General features: G+C 38.2%; 12 protein-coding genes. 7 read left to right on the top strand and 5 right to left on the bottom strand.

What is annotated here, in order from left to right:
* On the bottom strand, positions 1-537 hold the full coding sequence (locus ACVWM0_RS09635) for an acyl-CoA thioesterase (RefSeq protein ID WP_476472428.1): 537 nt from the start codon (positions 535-537) through the stop codon (positions 1-3).
* A gap of 91 nt (positions 538-628) precedes the next feature.
* On the opposite strand from ACVWM0_RS09635, the gene ACVWM0_RS09630 reads away from it, so the two are divergent.
* The 4 genes from ACVWM0_RS09630 to rpoC all read left to right on the top strand — a co-directional run bounded on the left by ACVWM0_RS09630 (position 629) and on the right by rpoC (position 9,730).
* A complete protein-coding gene (locus ACVWM0_RS09630) occupies positions 629-1,180 on the top strand; it encodes an SGNH/GDSL hydrolase family protein (protein ID WP_476472427.1) in 552 nt (183 codons plus the stop codon).
* An 11-nt stretch (positions 1,181-1,191) separates the two neighbouring features.
* A complete protein-coding gene (locus ACVWM0_RS09625) occupies positions 1,192-1,797 on the top strand; it encodes a class I SAM-dependent methyltransferase (RefSeq protein WP_476472426.1) in 606 nt (201 codons plus the stop codon).
* Positions 1,798-2,467: 670 nt separating this feature from the next.
* A complete protein-coding gene (gene rpoB / locus ACVWM0_RS09620) occupies positions 2,468-6,028 on the top strand; it encodes a DNA-directed RNA polymerase subunit beta (RefSeq protein ID WP_476472425.1) in 3,561 nt (1,186 codons plus the stop codon).
* Positions 6,029-6,082: 54 nt separating this feature from the next.
* Positions 6,083-9,730 carry a DNA-directed RNA polymerase subunit beta' gene (gene rpoC / locus ACVWM0_RS09615; protein WP_476472424.1) on the top strand — a complete coding sequence of 1,216 codons (3,648 nt, stop codon included), beginning with the start codon at positions 6,083-6,085 and terminating at the stop codon, positions 9,728-9,730.
* Between the two features lie 50 nt (positions 9,731-9,780).
* Here the strand turns inward: rpoC and ACVWM0_RS09610 are convergent, their stop codons facing one another.
* Entirely contained in the window at positions 9,781-10,482 is a 702-nt protein-coding gene (locus ACVWM0_RS09610; RefSeq protein WP_476472423.1) for a prepilin peptidase, read from the bottom strand.
* Between the two features lie 89 nt (positions 10,483-10,571).
* On the opposite strand from ACVWM0_RS09610, the gene ACVWM0_RS09605 reads away from it, so the two are divergent.
* Together ACVWM0_RS09605 and ACVWM0_RS09600 are read left to right on the top strand one after the other, a co-directional pair.
* Positions 10,572-11,300: a hypothetical protein gene (locus ACVWM0_RS09605; protein ID WP_476472422.1), complete on the top strand. Its 729-nt coding sequence runs from the start codon at positions 10,572-10,574 to the stop codon at positions 11,298-11,300.
* A gap of 15 nt (positions 11,301-11,315) precedes the next feature.
* Positions 11,316-12,158: a Cof-type HAD-IIB family hydrolase gene (locus ACVWM0_RS09600; protein WP_476472421.1), complete on the top strand. Its 843-nt coding sequence runs from the start codon at positions 11,316-11,318 to the stop codon at positions 12,156-12,158.
* Positions 12,159-12,173: 15 nt separating this feature from the next.
* On the opposite strand, the gene ACVWM0_RS09595 is transcribed toward ACVWM0_RS09600, so the two are convergent.
* From ACVWM0_RS09595 to proB, 3 genes are read right to left on the bottom strand one after another with little or no spacing between them, the layout of a single operon-like run.
* Complete coding sequence (locus ACVWM0_RS09595) at positions 12,174-14,813, bottom strand: YfhO family protein (protein WP_476472420.1); 2,640 nt, start codon at positions 14,811-14,813, stop codon at positions 12,174-12,176.
* A gap of 18 nt (positions 14,814-14,831) precedes the next feature.
* Positions 14,832-16,079 (bottom strand): glutamate-5-semialdehyde dehydrogenase, encoded by a 1,248-nt coding sequence (locus tag ACVWM0_RS09590; RefSeq protein ID WP_476472419.1) that lies wholly within the window; start codon positions 16,077-16,079, stop codon positions 14,832-14,834.
* Between the two features lie 15 nt (positions 16,080-16,094).
* Positions 16,095-16,901, bottom strand: a complete 807-nt coding sequence (gene proB, locus ACVWM0_RS09585) for a glutamate 5-kinase (protein WP_476472418.1) — start codon at positions 16,899-16,901, stop codon at positions 16,095-16,097.
* 196 nt (positions 16,902-17,097) lie between these two features.
* Here proB and ACVWM0_RS09580 point away from each other — a divergent pair, with 196 nt between their 5' ends.
* The gene (locus ACVWM0_RS09580) at positions 17,098-17,625 is read left to right on the top strand and encodes a dCTP deaminase/dUTPase family protein (RefSeq protein ID WP_476472417.1); all 528 of its coding nucleotides are present in this window, start codon (positions 17,098-17,100) and stop codon (positions 17,623-17,625) included.
* Positions 17,626-17,695 lie beyond the last annotated feature (70 nt).

The following is a 17,695-nucleotide window of genomic DNA, read 5'->3' as shown; positions in this document are numbered from 1 at the left end:
CTAGTGATCATCCATCCATGGAAGGGACAGTGAAATGTGTTGTGCTAACTCTTTGTTACTTTCTAACTCAGATAGACGGTATTCTCGTCGTTTAGCATAACCTTTATGAATCATGATTTCTTCGTTTGTTTCAGGAATAATCTCTGGAATACCAGTGAATCCTTCTTCGTGTTTGACAACCACGAAGCTCATAAAACAAGTGGCTGCTAAATAGCGTTCGTTTGTGTGGATGTTTTCGCCTAAGACTTTGGCGAAGACTTCCATTGATTTTTTGCCAGTACCAGAGACATAGGTTTCGATACAAACAGAATGTCCTTCTAATATAGGATGTAAAAAATCAAGCTTGTCAGTAGAAGCTGTCATAACAGGTCTCCGAGCGTGTTTTGATGCGGTGATAGAAGCAGCATCATCGATCATATACATCAAACGCCCTCCGTATAACGCGCCATAGGTGTTGCTATCTGCTGGGAAAACAAGATTGGTTTGAATCGTTCTTGATTCACGGCATTTTTTTTCTTTTGGTAACGGGATAAACATGTGTACAACTCCTTATTTCATGCTATGATTATAAAGTCCTAATGATTATAGCATATAAATAAGAGAAGGATAAAACAATGAGGTTAGAGAAATGAAAAAAATAATATTATTTGGTGACAGTATCACTGCAGGTTACAAAAACGGTGAGATTGACACGATTTTAAATGATAAAATAAATGAAAAACTACCTGATATACTGATTCAGAATGCGGGAATTCCTGGAGATACAACGAGAGGGGCTTTGGACCGAGTTGAGCGACATGTGGTGGCTTATTGTCCTGATGTGGTGACAGTTTTTTTCGGTGCGAACGATGCGTGGCTTTATTCTGGTATAACAGAACACGAGTTTCAGGAGAATTTAGAGACTCTTGTCAGAAGCTTGTCTGACAGTCGTGTCATTCTTTTGGGAGTACCTTATGCAAATCAGTCAGTGCATGAGGGAGAACGTTCAGAAGAACGGCTACGTCGCTTTAACGACGTATCTAAGGCTGTTGCTGAGAAGTATCAAGTGCCGTTCATTGATGTCTTAACTGAGATGTTGGTGGATGACAATCAGGTCAGTTATTTACAAGAGGATGGTCTTCATTTTTCAGAGGAAGGGTATCAATTACTAGCAAGATTAATTATAGAAGAGATACAATAGGAGGAACGACAATGGGGAATCATTATTACACAAATCAGCCTGAAGTGGCTCACGACCGTAAGAAATGGCAATTTGATTTATTAGGAAAGGAATTTTCATTTATAACCGATAGCAATGTTTTTTCGAAAGGGACGGTTGATTATGGATCGAGAGTGCTGATTGAACAGTATGATGATTCACTAGTTCCTGAAGGGAAACTGTTAGATGTTGGCTGTGGTTATGGACCGATTGGTTTATCTTTAGCACATCATACAGGACGTGAAGTTGACATGGTAGATGTTAACGAGCGAGCGGTGGCATTAGCAAAAGAAAATGCTGTGCTTAATCACGTCGAAGGGGTGACCCCTTTTCTTTCTAATATCTATGAATCGGTGACATATCACGAGTATGCGGCTATTTTAACGAACCCACCCATTAGAGCGGGGAAAAACGTGGTGCATCAAATTCTTGAAGAAGCCTATGAGCATCTTAAAATGGAAGGCGGCTTGTTTGTTGTGATTCAAAAAAAACAAGGGGCTCCAAGTGCCAAACAAAAAATGGCTGATATTTTTGGTAATGTTGAGACATTAAAGTTAGATAAAGGCTATTCTATTTTATATAGTAAAAAAATTAAATAACGTGTAAGCTTATAATAAAAGACTTCTGGACCTATATTCCCATTAATTTCATATCAATAAGCAAAATGAGAAAAAAAACACTGAAGTTTTTTATGTATACTGAATAATGTAATTTGGTCTAAGTAGAAAACTTGATACTGGCTAGTGTTGCCGGGGGAATAGATTTTTGGATTTATAAAGCGTTTAATGTGTGATTGAAAGGGTCTTAATACTAGGTAAGGGGAGTATTTGGATCTGAAGGGGAATAATGCAGTTAAACAATTGATCGAAAGAAGACTATCTATTCTTTTATGTTGGGGCATAGTGTAGGAACGGAAGACTAGTTAGATAATAGTTTACTTAGCAACAGAGATTCTTTTTGTAAGAGAAAAAGAATCAAGGGGAAGAGACCTATATGATGGGTCTCTTTTTTTTGTTGACATCACTCCATATAAGTGGTAAAGTGATTAGTTGCAGAATACTTTATGTTTTGATTGAAAAAGGGGTATGAAATATTGTCCATATCCTTGAATTTATAGGAAAACAAAGATAGATTGAACATATAAACTATGATCACCATCTATTTTTGGTTTTTTTTTACTTAAAAATAGGTTGCACATCAAATTGTAATCTATTCTTAACAATTGTAATATAAAGTTATTTTTGAAGAAAACTCAGAGGGGTGACTAATTTGGTTGGACACGTAGTAAAATACGGAAAACACCGAGAAAGACGCAGCTATTCAAGAATTAGTGAAGTATTAGAGCTGCCAAACTTAATTGAAATTCAAACGGATTCTTACAAGTGGTTCTTAGATGAAGGACTTAGAGAGATGTTTGAAGACATTATGCCGATCACTGACTTTAGTGAGAAGTTATCATTAGAATTTGTTGACTATGAAATGAAGGAACCGAAGTACACAGTTGAAGAAGCACGTGCACACGATTCTAACTATTCAGCGCCAATCCATGTAACGTTACGTCTAGATAACCAAGTAACAGGTGAGATTAAATCTCAAGAAGTCTTCTTTGGAGATTTCCCACTAATGACTGAAATGGGAACATTCATCATTAACGGTGCAGAACGCGTTGTCGTATCTCAGTTAGTTCGTTCGCCTGGTGTTTACTTTAACGGTAAAACAGAGAAGAATGGCCAACAAGGATTTGGTACAACAGTCATTCCTAACCGTGGCGCATGGTTAGAATTAGAAACCGACGCTAAGAACTTATCATACGCTCGTATCGACCGCACACGTAAAATTCCAATGACCGTTGTTGTTAGAGCTTTAGGTTTTGGTTCAGATACAACCATCACTGAAATCTTCGGTGAGAGTGAAAGTCTACAATTAACAATTGAAAAAGACGTTCACAAAAACTCAGGTGATTCACGTACTGAGGAAGCATTAAAAGACGTTTACGAACGTTTACGTCCAGGTGAACCTAAGACAGCAGAAAGTTCTCGTAACTTATTGAACTCTCGCTTCTTTGATCCAAAACGTTATGATTTAGCGGCTGTAGGTCGTTACAAAATCAACAAAAAATTAAACTTGAAAACACGTCTTTTAAATCAAACATTAGCTGAAACATTAGTTGATCCTGAAACAGGTGAAATTTTAGCTGAAAAAGGAACAGTGGTAACACGTTCTGTTATGGATGTTTTAGAAGATCACTTAGACAATGGTTTAAACAGTGTTACTTTCTACCCATCAGAAGATGGAGTGGTAACAGAACCAATGACCATTCAAGTAGTTAAAGTATTCTCTCCAAAAGACCCAGAGCGTGTGGTTAACGTTATTGGTAATAATCTTCCAGCTGACGATGTGAAAACAGTACGTCCAGCAGATATTATTGCAACAATGGGTTACTTCTTAAACTTAAAAGAAGACATCGGAGCCGTAGATGATATTGACCATTTAGGTAATCGTCGTATTCGTTCTGTTGGTGAATTACTACAAAACCAATTCCGTATCGGGTTATCTCGTATGGAACGTGTGGTACGTGAACGTATGTCTATCCAAGACACTGAAACATTAACACCACAACAATTGATTAACATCCGTCCTGTTGTAGCATCAATGAAGGAATTCTTTGGTTCTTCTCAGCTATCACAGTTCATGGACCAAACAAACCCATTAGGTGAGTTAACTCATAAACGTCGTCTATCAGCCTTAGGACCTGGTGGTTTAACGCGTGACCGTGCTGGATATGAAGTGCGTGACGTGCATTATTCCCATTATGGTCGTATGTGTCCGATTGAAACACCTGAGGGACCAAATATCGGGTTAATCAACAGTTTATCAAGTTTTGCGAAAGTAAATAAATATGGCTTCATTGAAACACCTTATCGTCGTGTTGATCGTTCGTTAGGTGTGGTAACAGAGCATATTGATTACTTAACAGCAGACGAGGAAGATCATTACATGGTAGCGCAAGCGAACTCACCATTAAATGATGACGGATCTTTTGCAGAAGAGTTAGTAATGGCTCGTATTCAAAGTGAAAACTTAGAAGTATCTGTAGAAAAAGTCGATTACATGGATGTTTCTCCTAAACAAGTAGTTGCGGTAGCGACAGCCTGTATTCCTTTCTTAGAAAACGATGACTCTAACCGTGCACTTATGGGTGCCAACATGCAGCGTCAAGCAGTACCATTGATCCAACCACGTTCTCCAATTGTAGGAACAGGGATGGAATACAAAGCAGCTCATGACTCGGGTGCCGCTCTATTATGTAAACATGATGGTGTCGTTGAGTTTGTTGATGCTCGTGAAGTTCGCGTTCGTCGTGACAATGGTGCATTAGATAAATACACAATCATTAAATTCCACCGTTCAAATGCTGGTACAAGTTATAACCAACGTCCAATCGTTCACGTAGGTGAAATCGTTGAAGTTGGGGACACATTAGCAGATGGACCATCTATGGAAGAAGGGGAAATGGCATTAGGCCAAAACCCATTAGTAGCATTCATGACATGGGAAGGTTATAACTACGAGGATGCGATCATTATGAGTCGTCGTCTCGTGAAAGATGATGTATACACGTCTATTCATATTGAAGAATACGAATCAGAAGCACGTGATACAAAATTAGGACCTGAAGAAATTACCCGTGAATTACCAAACGTTGGTGAAGACGCACTAAAAGACTTAGACGAAATGGGTATTATTCGCATTGGTGCTGAAGTTCGTGATGGTGACTTATTAGTAGGTAAAGTAACGCCTAAAGGGGTAACTGAATTATCTGCTGAGGAACGTTTACTACACGCTATCTTTGGTGAAAAAGCACGTGAAGTTCGTGATACGTCTCTACGTGTACCACATGGTGGTGGCGGTATTGTTCATGATGTTAAAATCTTTACTCGTGAAGGCGGCGACGAGTTAGCACCTGGTGTTAATATGTTAGTTCGTGTTTACATTGTACAAAAACGTAAAATCAACGAAGGGGACAAAATGGCCGGTCGTCATGGTAATAAAGGGGTTGTATCCCGTATTATGCCTGAGGAAGATATGCCATTCTTACCTGATGGAACACCAGTTGATATCATGTTAAACCCATTAGGGGTGCCTTCTCGTATGAATATTGGACAAGTATTAGAGCTACACTTAGGTATGGCTGCTCGTTCATTAGGTATTCATGTTGCCACACCAGTATTTGATGGGGCTAACGAGGAAGATGTATGGGCAACAGTAGAAGAAGCAGGACTTGCAAGAGATGCTAAGACTGTTCTTTATGATGGCCGTACAGGAGAACCATTTGATAACCGTATTTCTGTAGGGGTTATGTACATGCTGAAACTTGCTCACATGGTTGATGACAAGTTACATGCACGTTCTATTGGACCTTACTCATTAGTAACGCAACAACCACTTGGAGGTAAAGCTCAATTTGGTGGACAACGTTTTGGTGAGATGGAAGTTTGGGCACTTGAAGCATATGGTGCTGCTTACACATTACAAGAAATCTTAACTTACAAATCCGATGACGTTGTTGGTCGTGTGAAAACATATGAATCAATCGTTAAAGGTGAACCAATCCAAAAACCTGGTGTACCAGAATCATTCCGCGTATTAGTAAAAGAATTACAAGCATTAGGATTAGACATGCGAGTTCTTGACGCTGACGATGAAGAAATCGAATTGCGTGATATGGATGATGAGGATGACGATTTAATTACAGTGGATGCTTTAGCTAAATATGCTCAAGAACAAGCTGAAAAATCGTTGAAAGATGCACAAGAAGGTAAAGAATAAACGAGATAAAGACCAAGAGTTATTCTGATAGATAAAGAAACGGAGGGACATCTTTTGATCGATGTAAATAAATTTGAAAGTATGCAAATTGGCCTAGCTTCTTCTGAAAAAATAAGAAGCTGGTCTTACGGTGAAGTTAAAAAACCAGAAACAATCAACTACCGTACTTTAAAACCCGAACGTGATGGTCTTTTCTGCGAGCGCATTTTCGGTCCTACCAAGGACTGGGAATGTTCTTGTGGAAAATATAAACGTATTCGTTATAAAGGAATCGTTTGTGACCGTTGTGGTGTTGAGGTAACGCGTTCTAAAGTTCGTCGTGAACGTATGGGACACATCGAGTTAGCTGCTCCAGTAACTCACATCTGGTATTTTAAAGGAATTCCAAGTCGTATGGGACTAGTGTTAGACATGAGTCCTCGTGCCTTAGAAGAAATCATCTACTTCGCTTCGTATGTTGTTACTGATCCAGGTGATACAACATTAGAAGCTAAACAATTGTTAACAGAACGCGAATACCGCGAAAAACGTCAACAATATGGACAAGGATTCCAAGCTGGGATGGGTGCTGAAGCCATTAAACGCTTGTTAGACGATGTTCAGTTAGAAAAAGAAGTCGCTGAATTAAAAGAAGAATTAAAATCTGCTCAAGGACAAAAAAGAACACGTGCGATTCGTCGTCTAGATATTCTTGAAGCATTTAGAACATCAGGTAACTATCCAAGCTGGATGGTAATGGATGTTGTACCAATTATTCCTCCTGATTTACGTCCAATGGTTCAATTAGAAGGTGGACGTTTTGCAACAAGTGATTTGAATGACTTATACCGTCGTGTGATTAACCGTAATAACCGTTTGAAACGTTTATTAGACTTAAACGCACCTGGTATCATTGTTCAAAATGAGAAACGTATGCTTCAAGAAGCAGTAGATGCGTTGATTGATAATGGTCGTCGTGGCCGTCCGGTAACTGGACCAGGTAACCGACCACTTAAATCACTGTCTCACATGCTTAAAGGTAAACAAGGACGTTTCCGTCAAAACTTACTTGGTAAACGTGTTGACTATTCTGGTCGTTCAGTAATCGTTGTTGGGCCATTCTTAAAAATGTACCAATGTGGTTTACCAAAAGAGATGGCGATTGAGTTATTCAAACCATTCGTTATGCATGAATTAGTGAAACGTGAAATTGCAAGCAACATTAAAAACGCTAAACGCCAAATCGAACGTCAAGAAGACGCTGTTTGGGACGTTTTAGAAGATGTTATTAAAGAACATCCAGTATTACTTAACCGAGCACCTACGCTACATAGACTTGGTATCCAAGCCTTTGAGCCTGTCTTAGTTGAAGGTCGCGCGATTCGTCTTCACCCATTAGTATGTGAGGCATATAATGCCGATTTTGATGGGGACCAAATGGCGGTTCACGTTCCATTAAACGAAGAAGCTCAAGCAGAAGCTCGTATCTTAATGTTAGCAGCTCAAAACATCTTGAACCCTAAAGATGGTAAACCAGTTGTTACACCATCTCAAGATATGGTTTTAGGTAACTATTACCTAACAATGGAAGAAGATGGACAAATTGGTGAAGGAATGATTTTCCGTGACTTAAACGAAGTTGTTTTAGCATGGAAAAATGGTTACGTTCATCTACATACTCGTATCGGCTTACAAACAAGCTCGATGCCAGAAAAACCATTCACTGAATGGCAAAGAGAACGTACATTGATTACAACAGCTGGTAAAGCTATTTTCAATGAAATCATGCCACCAGAGTTCCCTTACTTGAATGAACCAACAGATGTTAACTTAACAGTTAAAACACCTGACAAGTACTTTGTAGAAGCCGGAACAGATATTCCAGCCTTTATTAAAGAACAACCACTTGTAGGACCATTCAAGAAGAAAAACTTAGGTAACATTATCGCCGAAGTCTTCAAACGTTTCAAAATTACTGAAACATCTAAAATGTTAGATAGAATGAAAGACTTAGGTTACAAACATTCTACTTATGCTGGTATGACAGTAGGGATTGCGGATATCGTAGTCTTACATGAAAAACAAGCAATGATTGAGGAAGCTCATGAGCAAGTAGAAAATATTACGAAACAATTCCGTCGTGGTCTGATTACAGATGACGAACGTTATGAACGCATTATTGCGATTTGGAATGCAACGAAAGATAGTATCCAAGTAAAACTGATGGAAAGTTTAGATGACCGTAACCCGATCTTCATGATGAGTGACTCTGGAGCCCGTGGTAACATTTCCAACTTTACACAGTTAGCAGGTATGCGTGGACTTATGGCCGCTCCTAACGGACGAATCATGGAGTTACCGATTGTTTCTAACTTCCGTGAAGGTTTAACGGTCTTAGAAATGTTTATCTCTACCCATGGTGCTCGTAAAGGTATGACGGATACGGCCCTTAAGACAGCCGATTCAGGTTACTTAACACGTCGTTTAGTAGACGTTGCTCAAGATGTTATCATTCGTGAAACAGATTGTGGAACGGACCGTGGATTGAATATTCGTGCAATGAAAGAGGGCAATGAAATCATTGAAACTCTTGAAGAACGTATGTTAGGACGTTACACTCGTAAAACAGTGACACATCCTGAAACAGGCACTGTTATCATTGGCGAAAACGAAATTATTACAGAAGACATTGGTAAACAAATTGTTGAAGCGGGTATCGAACAAATTACGATTCGCTCAGTCTTTACATGTAACACGAAACATGGTGTGTGTAAACACTGTTACGGCCGTAACTTAGCAACAGGTTCTGAAGCTGAAGTTGGAGAAGCAGTTGGTACAATTGCCGCTCAATCTATCGGTGAGCCTGGTACTCAGTTAACAATGCGTACATTCCATACGGGTGGGGTTGCCGGAGATGATATTACTCAAGGTTTACCTCGTATCCAAGAAATCTTCGAAGCGCGTAATCCTAAAGGACAAGCGATTATTTCTGAGGTTGCTGGTGAAATCATCGAAATTACAGAAGATCCATCAGACCGTACGAAAGAAGTTATTGTTAAAGGTGAAACGGACACAAGAACATACTCAGTACCATTTACATCTCGCATGAAAGTGGCTGAAGGCGACGTTATTGACCGTGGAACACCAATGACAGAAGGATCGATTGATCCAAAACAATTATTAACAGTAAAAGATGTGTTAACTGTAGAAAACTACTTACTAAAAGAAGTCCAAAAAGTATACCGTATGCAAGGGGTAGAAATTGGGGACAAACATATCGAAGTAATGGTACGTCAAATGTTACGTAAGGTTCGCGTTATGGATCCAGGTGACTCTGACATCTTACCAGGAACATTATTAGATATTAGTGAGTTCAAAGAGCGTAACTACAATACATTAGTAACAGGTGGAACACCTGCAACAGGTCGCCCAGTCTTACTAGGTATTACAAAAGCGTCTCTAGAAACAAACAGCTTCTTATCAGCTGCATCATTCCAGGAAACAACTCGTGTCCTAACAGATGCTGCGATTAGAGGTAAAAAAGACCACTTACTTGGACTTAAAGAAAATGTTATTATCGGTAAAATCATTCCAGCTGGTACTGGTATGGCTAAATACCGTAACATGGAACCTAAGGAAGTTGGCGTTGCTAGCGAGAATGTTTACAGTATCAGTGATATTGAAGCACAAATGGCAGCAGCAGATGCTTTGAAAAACAAATAGTTGTCGATTCGAGAACCTAACTAGGAATGTCTAGTTAGGTTCTTTTTTATTTATAAAAGATAAAGAGTTAAGAAAAAACCAATCGTTAAAAAGGGAACAAAAGGTATTTTTGATACTTTTTTATGAGTGAAAAGAGGAGAGATGGTAATGAATAGAATACCTAAAAAGGAAGCAGAAAAAATAAGAAAGGTTAAATGAATAGGGGAGAGAAAGTAGGCGTAAACAAGTAATAACTTAATATCGCCACCGCCAATTGAATTGGTTTGAATAGTATCAAGGATAGAAAAAAAGAATAAGACAATCAGAGGGCTGATTAAATTCAACCACTGAAAACCAATGTAATAAAGAGAAACCAGTAAAGTGATGGTTGTAAAAAGATATAATAACTTAGGTTCTACGATCCAGTACAGAATATCTGTTAAACTAAGAGTTAAGGACATCAGTAGTAGTAAATAAAATATGAGGTAATCTGGTGTATGTGGCGCGTAGTAAACAGCATAGACGGTTACACTACCAGTCAATATTTCCATGAAAAAGTGATAAATAGGAATCGGTGACCGGCAATACTGACAGGTACCCTGATAGGCTAAATAACTAAAAATAGGAAACAGAGCCTGAATAGGTAAGGTGTGTTGGCAAGATTGACAACGAGACCGGTCCAAGGTGACAGGTTTATGAATGGGAAGACGATAGGCAAGAACGCTTAGAAACGAACCTAGTATCGCTCCAAAGTAAAAAATAATAAGAAACATCGGTTTATTCCACCTTTCATATAGAAAGTACGCGTAAAATTGTCTATAATTTTAAGTGGGAAGAATATTAAGTAAGAGGAGTAACTACAATGACTGTTAGAAAGAAAACCAGTTGGTTAGTGGCAATGCTATGTCTGTTAATCTTTACCGGCTGTTCTAGGAAAAATCAAATAGAACCAGAGGCGGTAGGCCCATTGTTTGTCGATAATTTTATTTATGACAAAGATAAAGAGTTGTTTGTGGAGCAATTTGTCGATGGAGATATGTTGGAAAAACATTTAACGGTTATGATGAATGAAGTTCAATATCATTTTTCTAGTGTCTTTGATACTGTTGTTGAAGACATATCAGTTGAAGAAAAAATGGATTTATCGCATCAGCTAATGGAGAATATCCACAGTAAAACGACGTATGATGTAGACACAACAACGAATGAAAAAGGAAATGAAATAGACGTTAATTATCATATTCACGGTTTGGATTATGGCGAGGTCGTTCATCAAACCATGCTAGGAATCGTTGAGGCGATTTTGAATGAGGATATTATTGAACCTAGTGGAGAAGCTTCTAAAGAATTTATTATTAAGGCTTTTTATGAAGCCCTTAAACAAACACCTGTCAGTGATAGTACTGTAGAAGTATCATTGGTCTTCGAAAAAATAAAAGGTCAATGGCAATTAGCTGCTAATCAAGATGATAAAATCAGCGAATTATTATTTGCTTTTATGACAGGCACCAAAGATAGAGCGGAATATGAAGAAGAGATGGCTAATATGATTGATCGAGTGACAACGGAAGCCACAGATAAGCTTAAATAATGAGGAGGATAACACATGCCCAAAATTGCCTTTTTTGATGTAGATGGGACATTATGTAATAGTTCAGGTGAAGTACTGGAGTCAAGTGTGCAGGCGATACAACGATTCAGAGAGAAGGGGAATTTAGCCTATGTTTGTACGGGTCGGTCTAAACCAGAAATTTTAGATAGCATACTAGACATAGGATTTGATGGTGTTATTGGAGCCGGCGGAGGGTATATTACTGTTGGTGACACAGTGATTCAACATCAAACCATGCCTGAAGACGCAGTAAGAGAGATTGTCTCTTACTTTGATAGTCATGATATCGGTTACTACTTAGAGTCTAATGATGGTTTATTTGGTAGTGCTAATGTTAAACGTAAAATTGAGGAAGAAGTGGCTAATATTGCACGTCGTGATAAGGTTCCTTTTAATCAGTTGAATCAAAAAATGGCGTGGTTTTACAAGCTTATTGCTAGTTATGAGTTTGATACCTTAGATTATAATCGAGTGAACAAAATATCCTTTATTAATAACACGCTTTCTTTTTCAGATATTCACGATAAATATCAGGAATCATTTCATTTATATCATTCTACAGTGCCGCTATATGGCCCTCAGAGCGGCGAAATTGCAGTAAAGGGTGTTGATAAGAAAAAGGCAGTAGAACATGTCTTGAGACACCTAGGTCTGTCTAGAGAAGATGCTCTAGCTTATGGCGACGGAGACAATGACATAGCGATGTTTGAAGCTGTAGGGTATTCTGTTGCGATGGCCAACGGGACGGATCAATTAAAAGAACTGGCTTCAGCTGTAACTGAGAGCGCAGATTGTGATGGCATTGCTCTAAGTTTAAACAAATTGATGGATATATAAAGAAAAAAAGACATTCTAAGAGGACTTAGAATGTCTTTTTTTCTTTGTGCGATGACTTGGTTTTAATGCAAAGACATAGTAACCAACAAAACCAGAAATACCTAAAACAAAGCATAGACTACCAAGTATTAGGCCTTGAGGTAGGAAGGAGAGTTTAATATGATGCTCTCCTTTCGGAACATCAATGGTGATTAAGCCATCTTGAAATTGTGTGGTAGGCACTTTTTTACCATCAATATAGGTTGACCAACCCTTATCGTAAGGAATAGTGGTGAGGATGGTTTGGTCTTCAGGTATAGCAACCGCGGCTGTTACTTGTCTTTTATCAACCTTAAAATCCACACTGTGTCCCTGAATATCCCTCATGGCTGTTTGGTAGAGGCGGGTATCCATCAACATAACAGTCGGGTTAATTAAATCAAGGTCTTTGGTACCATAAAAAGATAAAGTAAATCTTACAGTGGCATCTTCATCAAAATAGCCCAAATTATGGTATTGTCCGGTGATATTTAGTTGTGTCTTGTAAGAAGTCCCTTTACTAGAAACAGTAACAGTTGAACTCTTCAGCTGATTAAAATTATCAGGAAATAAGCTGACGTACGCCTGATTACCAGCAGGAATAAACACGTCATAGGTTATTTCTTTAGCGATATTAGGCTTGATTTCTTGGTAAGAGACACGATTATTTGGTTTATCTACAATGGTCGTGTTTTTTGAATCTGCTAATTGAGGCGATACAAATGAAAAATAAGACTCATTTAATTGTGCTAATTGATTAATAACAGCAGTTTGTGAACCTAGGTTGTCAGCAGAGTCCAATTCAATACCATATAACTCTTTATCTGTTAACACGCCTAGAGGTAAGGCATATTGATTATCATAGAGTTGATATTTACCAGCACTATCAACCTGATTAAACCCGAATTTTTTAACGTCTTGATCACTAATGTTATGTTTAATCCCCATTAAGCTATCCATGAACAAAGTATTATTTTGGTAACGAATATTAAGGTTCGTTCCTCTAGAACGGTACCCTAAGGTGTTCATCAAGCTTGATGAGTGTCTATTCCGCATAGAGGAGAACATACTTATCCCACTATAACCATAATTAAAAGCATCGTTACTAGAAACAGGTGCAAGAGATTCTAATCGATAAAAGTCCTTCTTATTGCTAATCTGAGCACTGTCCACCAAATGTTTATAATCAGTATATGGCGCAGAATAAAGACTACGTGAGGCATAGTTCCAGTCGTCTAAAATACCATTAACCATGTAGGTTGTATTAACGAAGGCTTCTCCAGACATTAGTAATAACAAGACAACGGCTAAGCGAGAAGTTGAAAGTTTATTGAGTTGGAAAAACGCAATCGCTAATAAGTAAATCAGAACAAATGACAACGTAATGACTAAGGTCTGCAAGTTAATGAAGTCTTTATATTGTTTCCCAGAGATAGTAAAGGACAGAATGAAAAGTAAGGCAGATAGAAGTGATACAATGATAAAATCTCCAGGGTCATGTTTAGAGTAGGTCTCTAATCCATATCCAGCTAGCATGACGACTAGGAAAGAAAAGAGAAAACTATATCTAAATAAAAACATGTTTGGTGCATGCATTCCGTGCCAAAATAAATTAAGGGGATCAATGTAGAAACTTGCGATTAATACTAGGAATATACTACCAAACGCTATTTTATTGCGCCAAGGAGTTTGTTTGGTGATAAAATAATACAAACAGAATAGGAATGGGACTAAACCTACATAAATAAAGGGAATAGAACCATATTTTGTTGTATCAAAGACCCCAATCATATTTTTGGCGATAATATCCCAAGGTCCAGTCGCAGCTGTTTTAAACTTAGTAATTTCTGTTAAGGATTCTCCATTTGTTTTCAAATCTAAGTAAGCAGGTAAGATCATAATCATGGAGCTTATCCCAGCTAAGAAAGACGTTGTGAAATAGGGGATGATTGTTTTTTTTGTACTCGGCCACTCAATAAAGACACGAGCGGCGTAATAGAGAACTGAAAAAACACCAATCATAAACCCAAAATAAAAATTTGAAAGGAAGAGTAGTAAATATGAGACAAAGAGTAACACAGATTTTCCCTTACTAAGAATCTGATTAATACCTAAAATCACTAGAGGTAAGTAGATAAAACTGTCCAACCACATAATGAGTTCTGAGTGAGCAGTGACAAATGACATAAGTGAGTAAGACACACTTAAAGCAACGTTTAACCAAGGATTATTTTTAATAAAAGTTTCTTTGGCATACACCCAAAAAGCTAAACCAGCAGAGCCTATTTTCAGTAAAGTTAACAAATACAAAGCATCTGGAATGGATTCGTTCTTAAAAAAGAAAACAAGGGGGGTGAAAATGCCACCCAAATAATATGAAATCAAAGACCAATAATTTAAGCCCAGAGAGGCATTCCATGTGTAAAAAATACTTTGCTCTCCGTGTAAGACATTTCTAAAGCTAGCATGAAAATTGGAAAATTGGGAAAAAGCATCACTAGCAAGAACACTTCGTGAGCTTCCCCAGTAGATACCAATACTGAGATAGGCAAAGAACATAATAAAAAATGGAATAAAGAAGGCACTAAGAGCATATTTTCCTTCTTTTTTTAAAAAATGTTGTATGGCTTGTTTCATTGTTATCCTCCTGTTATTTTAAGGACGAACTTGTCCTTCTCCTAATACAATGTATTTAGTCGTCGTCAACTCGTTTAACCCCATTGGACCACGAGCGTGTAATTTTTGTGTGCTAATACCAATTTCTCCCCCAAAACCAAAGGCACTACCATCAGTGAAACGAGAAGAAGCATTCACGTAAACAGCGGCCGCATCTACTTCTTGTAAAAAGCGTTGCGATATTGGATAGCTATCAGTGATAATAACTTCTGAATGTTTTGTACTATAGGTTTCAATGTGTTGCAATGCATCATCTAAGGAACGAACGACTTTAACGGCTAGAATGTAGTCATTAAACTCTGTTGCGTAGTCTTCTTTGGTGGCGCTGATGGCTTTAGGTAAATAAGAAATAGCATGATGACAGGCGCGTAATTCTACGTTAAAAGGTGCCAAAGCCTCTGCCATTTTTGGTAGTAACACATCTGCTATCTCTTCGTGAACCAAGACTGTTTCAGTGGCATTACAGACAGAAGGGCGCTGGCATTTTCCGTTAACAATAATGCTTGTCGCCATATCAAGTTGTGCTGATTTATCCACATAAATGTGGCAATTTCCTGTTCCCGTTTCAATAACTGGGACGGTAGCAGTTTCAAGTACGGCTTTAATTAAATTTGCCCCACCTCTAGGGATAAGGACGTCTAAGAACCGATTTAATTGCATAAATTCTTTGGCCACTTCTCTAGAAGAGTCAGTGATTAATTGAATAGAATAAGGAGATAAATTTTGTGATACCAGTGCTTGTTGCATCACCTTTACGAGTAGAGTATTAGAATGTATGGCTTCTTTTCCCCCTCTTAAAATGATAGCATTCCCAGATTTAAAACAAAGACTCGCCGCATCTGTTGTGACGTTAGGACGGGATTCGTAGATCATCCCAACAACACCTAGAGGAACACGTTGTTTCCCGATGGTTAAATTGTTTTCATTTTTCCACATTTTATCCACAGAACCAATGGGATCAGGTAAATCAATAATGGTTTGGATGTCTGATGTCATTGTTAATAAACGTTCTTCTGTTAAGAGTAAACGGTCCAATAAAGCTTCTGTCAGACCATTTTCTTTCCCATTTTTAATATCTGTTGCGTTGGCTTCTAAGATAGCTGGTATAGTGTTCTTAATGTGCTGAATGATGCTTGATAATGCGTTGTTTTTTTGAGCAGTACTAAGTAAACGAAGCTCTTTACTGGCTTCTTTTGCTTGTTGTCCTAATTGAATGAGTGTCGTCATTCTAATCCCTCCTTGTTATTGTGCTGCTGAGAAGTGAGTCCCAATGGTTTGTCCATCTAAAATGTCAAAAATAATGCTAGGCTCTTTCCCGTTGGCTAGAACCATTTGACTGTTATTGTCTAACATGCGTCTGGCGGCTTTTAACTTACTTGCCATTCCTCCGGTACCAAAAATACTCCCTTCACCACCAGCTGCAGCTTCAATAGCAGGTGTTATTGCTTGGACACTGTGAAACAAGGTCGCATCAGGGTTTGTACTAGGGTTGGCCGAGTAAAATCCGTCAATATCTGATAACATAATCAGGACATCCGCTTCAGAAAGAACGGAAACAATCGCTGATAATTGATCATTATCACCAAATTTTGTTTGGTGGTCCAGCTCGTCCACTGCTACGCTGTCATTCTCGTTAACGATGGGGATCGTTCCCATTTCAAGTAACGTATTTAGCGTATTAATCACGTTAGTGCGACTTTTTGGAAAGTCGATAACATCGCGAGTGAGTAATACTTGGGCCGCAATTTGGTGGTAATATTGAAAGCGTTGGTTATAAATTTTAATTAATTCTGATTGACCAATCGCTGCAACCGCTTGTTGTTCTGCGATTGTTTTAGGTCGTTCTGTCATATTTAAATGGCTCATTCCAACGCCAATTGCGCCAGAAGAAACCAGAATGATTTCATATCCTTGATTTTTAAGAGTGCTTAAGACAAAGGCTAATTGATCAATGGAGCGTAAGTTGATATACCCATTGGGGAGCATGAGTGAACTAGTCCCAACTTTGACAACAAGACGTTTGACTGATTGAAGCGAACGATTTTTCATAAATTCCCATCCTTTAGATTGTTTTATTCATTTACACATTTTAACATAAAAGGGCAGATGTTTAGGCTCTTTATGCTGATTTGCTTGAATTGTTGTAAGATTCCCCCATAAAGATTGAAATTTAGGAGTGTGACTTTCTATTTTTTTTATAATCAGTTAGGATAATATAGAAACTAAAATAGTTAGGGTGAAGAAAATGACAAAAATAAGAGGTTTTGAAGCTATTGAATCATTTGGTGAGGTGAATTTACCAAAACGAGCAACCAAAGCGGCGGCAGGGTATGATTTTGAGGCGATAGAAGATGTTGTAGTCCCAAGTATTTGGAAGCAAGGGATTGCCACAGCTCTTAAGGCAGCTTTTAAAAAGGAAGAAGCTTTACTAGAGGATGCTTTGTTAAAAGAGGTAAAACCAGTATTAGTACCAACGGGAGTAAAAGCTTATATGGGAGATGAAGAATTTTTACAGTTATGTAATCGTTCAAGTAATCCGTTGAAACGCTTTTTATTATTGGGGAATGGTGTGGGTGTTATTGACAGTGATTACTACAATAACGATAACAATGAAGGGCATATTATGTTCCAGTTTCTTAATTTTGGCTTGAAAGATGTAACAATTAAAAAAGGGGAACGCGTGGGTCAAGGAATCTTTTTACCCTTCTTAAAAGCGGATGGGGATACGAGTGATACGGAGAGAACAGGTGGTTTTGGTTCTTCTGGAAATTAAAAGTTAGTAAAGGTTGACCTAAAAAGTCAACCTTTTTTCAAACACTCGGGAGTATTTATGATAAAATGAA

This window comes from Vagococcus sp. 211, assembly GCF_056322705.1.
This window is presented reverse-complemented; position numbering and strand designations above follow the sequence as displayed.

Coding starts and splice junctions, on each gene's coding strand:
- ACVWM0_RS09595 (WP_476472420.1), bottom strand. CDS start 14,813: ATGAAACAAGCCATACAACATTTTTTAAAAAAAGAAGGAAAATATGCT.
- ACVWM0_RS09625 (WP_476472426.1), top strand. CDS start 1,192: ATGGGGAATCATTATTACACAAATCAGCCTGAAGTGGCTCACGACCGT.
- ACVWM0_RS09605 (WP_476472422.1), top strand. CDS start 10,572: ATGACTGTTAGAAAGAAAACCAGTTGGTTAGTGGCAATGCTATGTCTG.
- ACVWM0_RS09580 (WP_476472417.1), top strand. CDS start 17,098: ATGACAAAAATAAGAGGTTTTGAAGCTATTGAATCATTTGGTGAGGTG.
- ACVWM0_RS09600 (WP_476472421.1), top strand. CDS start 11,316: ATGCCCAAAATTGCCTTTTTTGATGTAGATGGGACATTATGTAATAGT.
- ACVWM0_RS09630 (WP_476472427.1), top strand. CDS start 629: ATGAAAAAAATAATATTATTTGGTGACAGTATCACTGCAGGTTACAAA.
- ACVWM0_RS09590 (WP_476472419.1), bottom strand. CDS start 16,079: ATGACGACACTCATTCAATTAGGACAACAAGCAAAAGAAGCCAGTAAA.
- ACVWM0_RS09610 (WP_476472423.1), bottom strand. CDS start 10,482: ATGTTTCTTATTATTTTTTACTTTGGAGCGATACTAGGTTCGTTTCTA.
- proB (WP_476472418.1), bottom strand. CDS start 16,901: ATGAAAAATCGTTCGCTTCAATCAGTCAAACGTCTTGTTGTCAAAGTT.
- ACVWM0_RS09635 (WP_476472428.1), bottom strand. CDS start 537: ATGTTTATCCCGTTACCAAAAGAAAAAAAATGCCGTGAATCAAGAACG.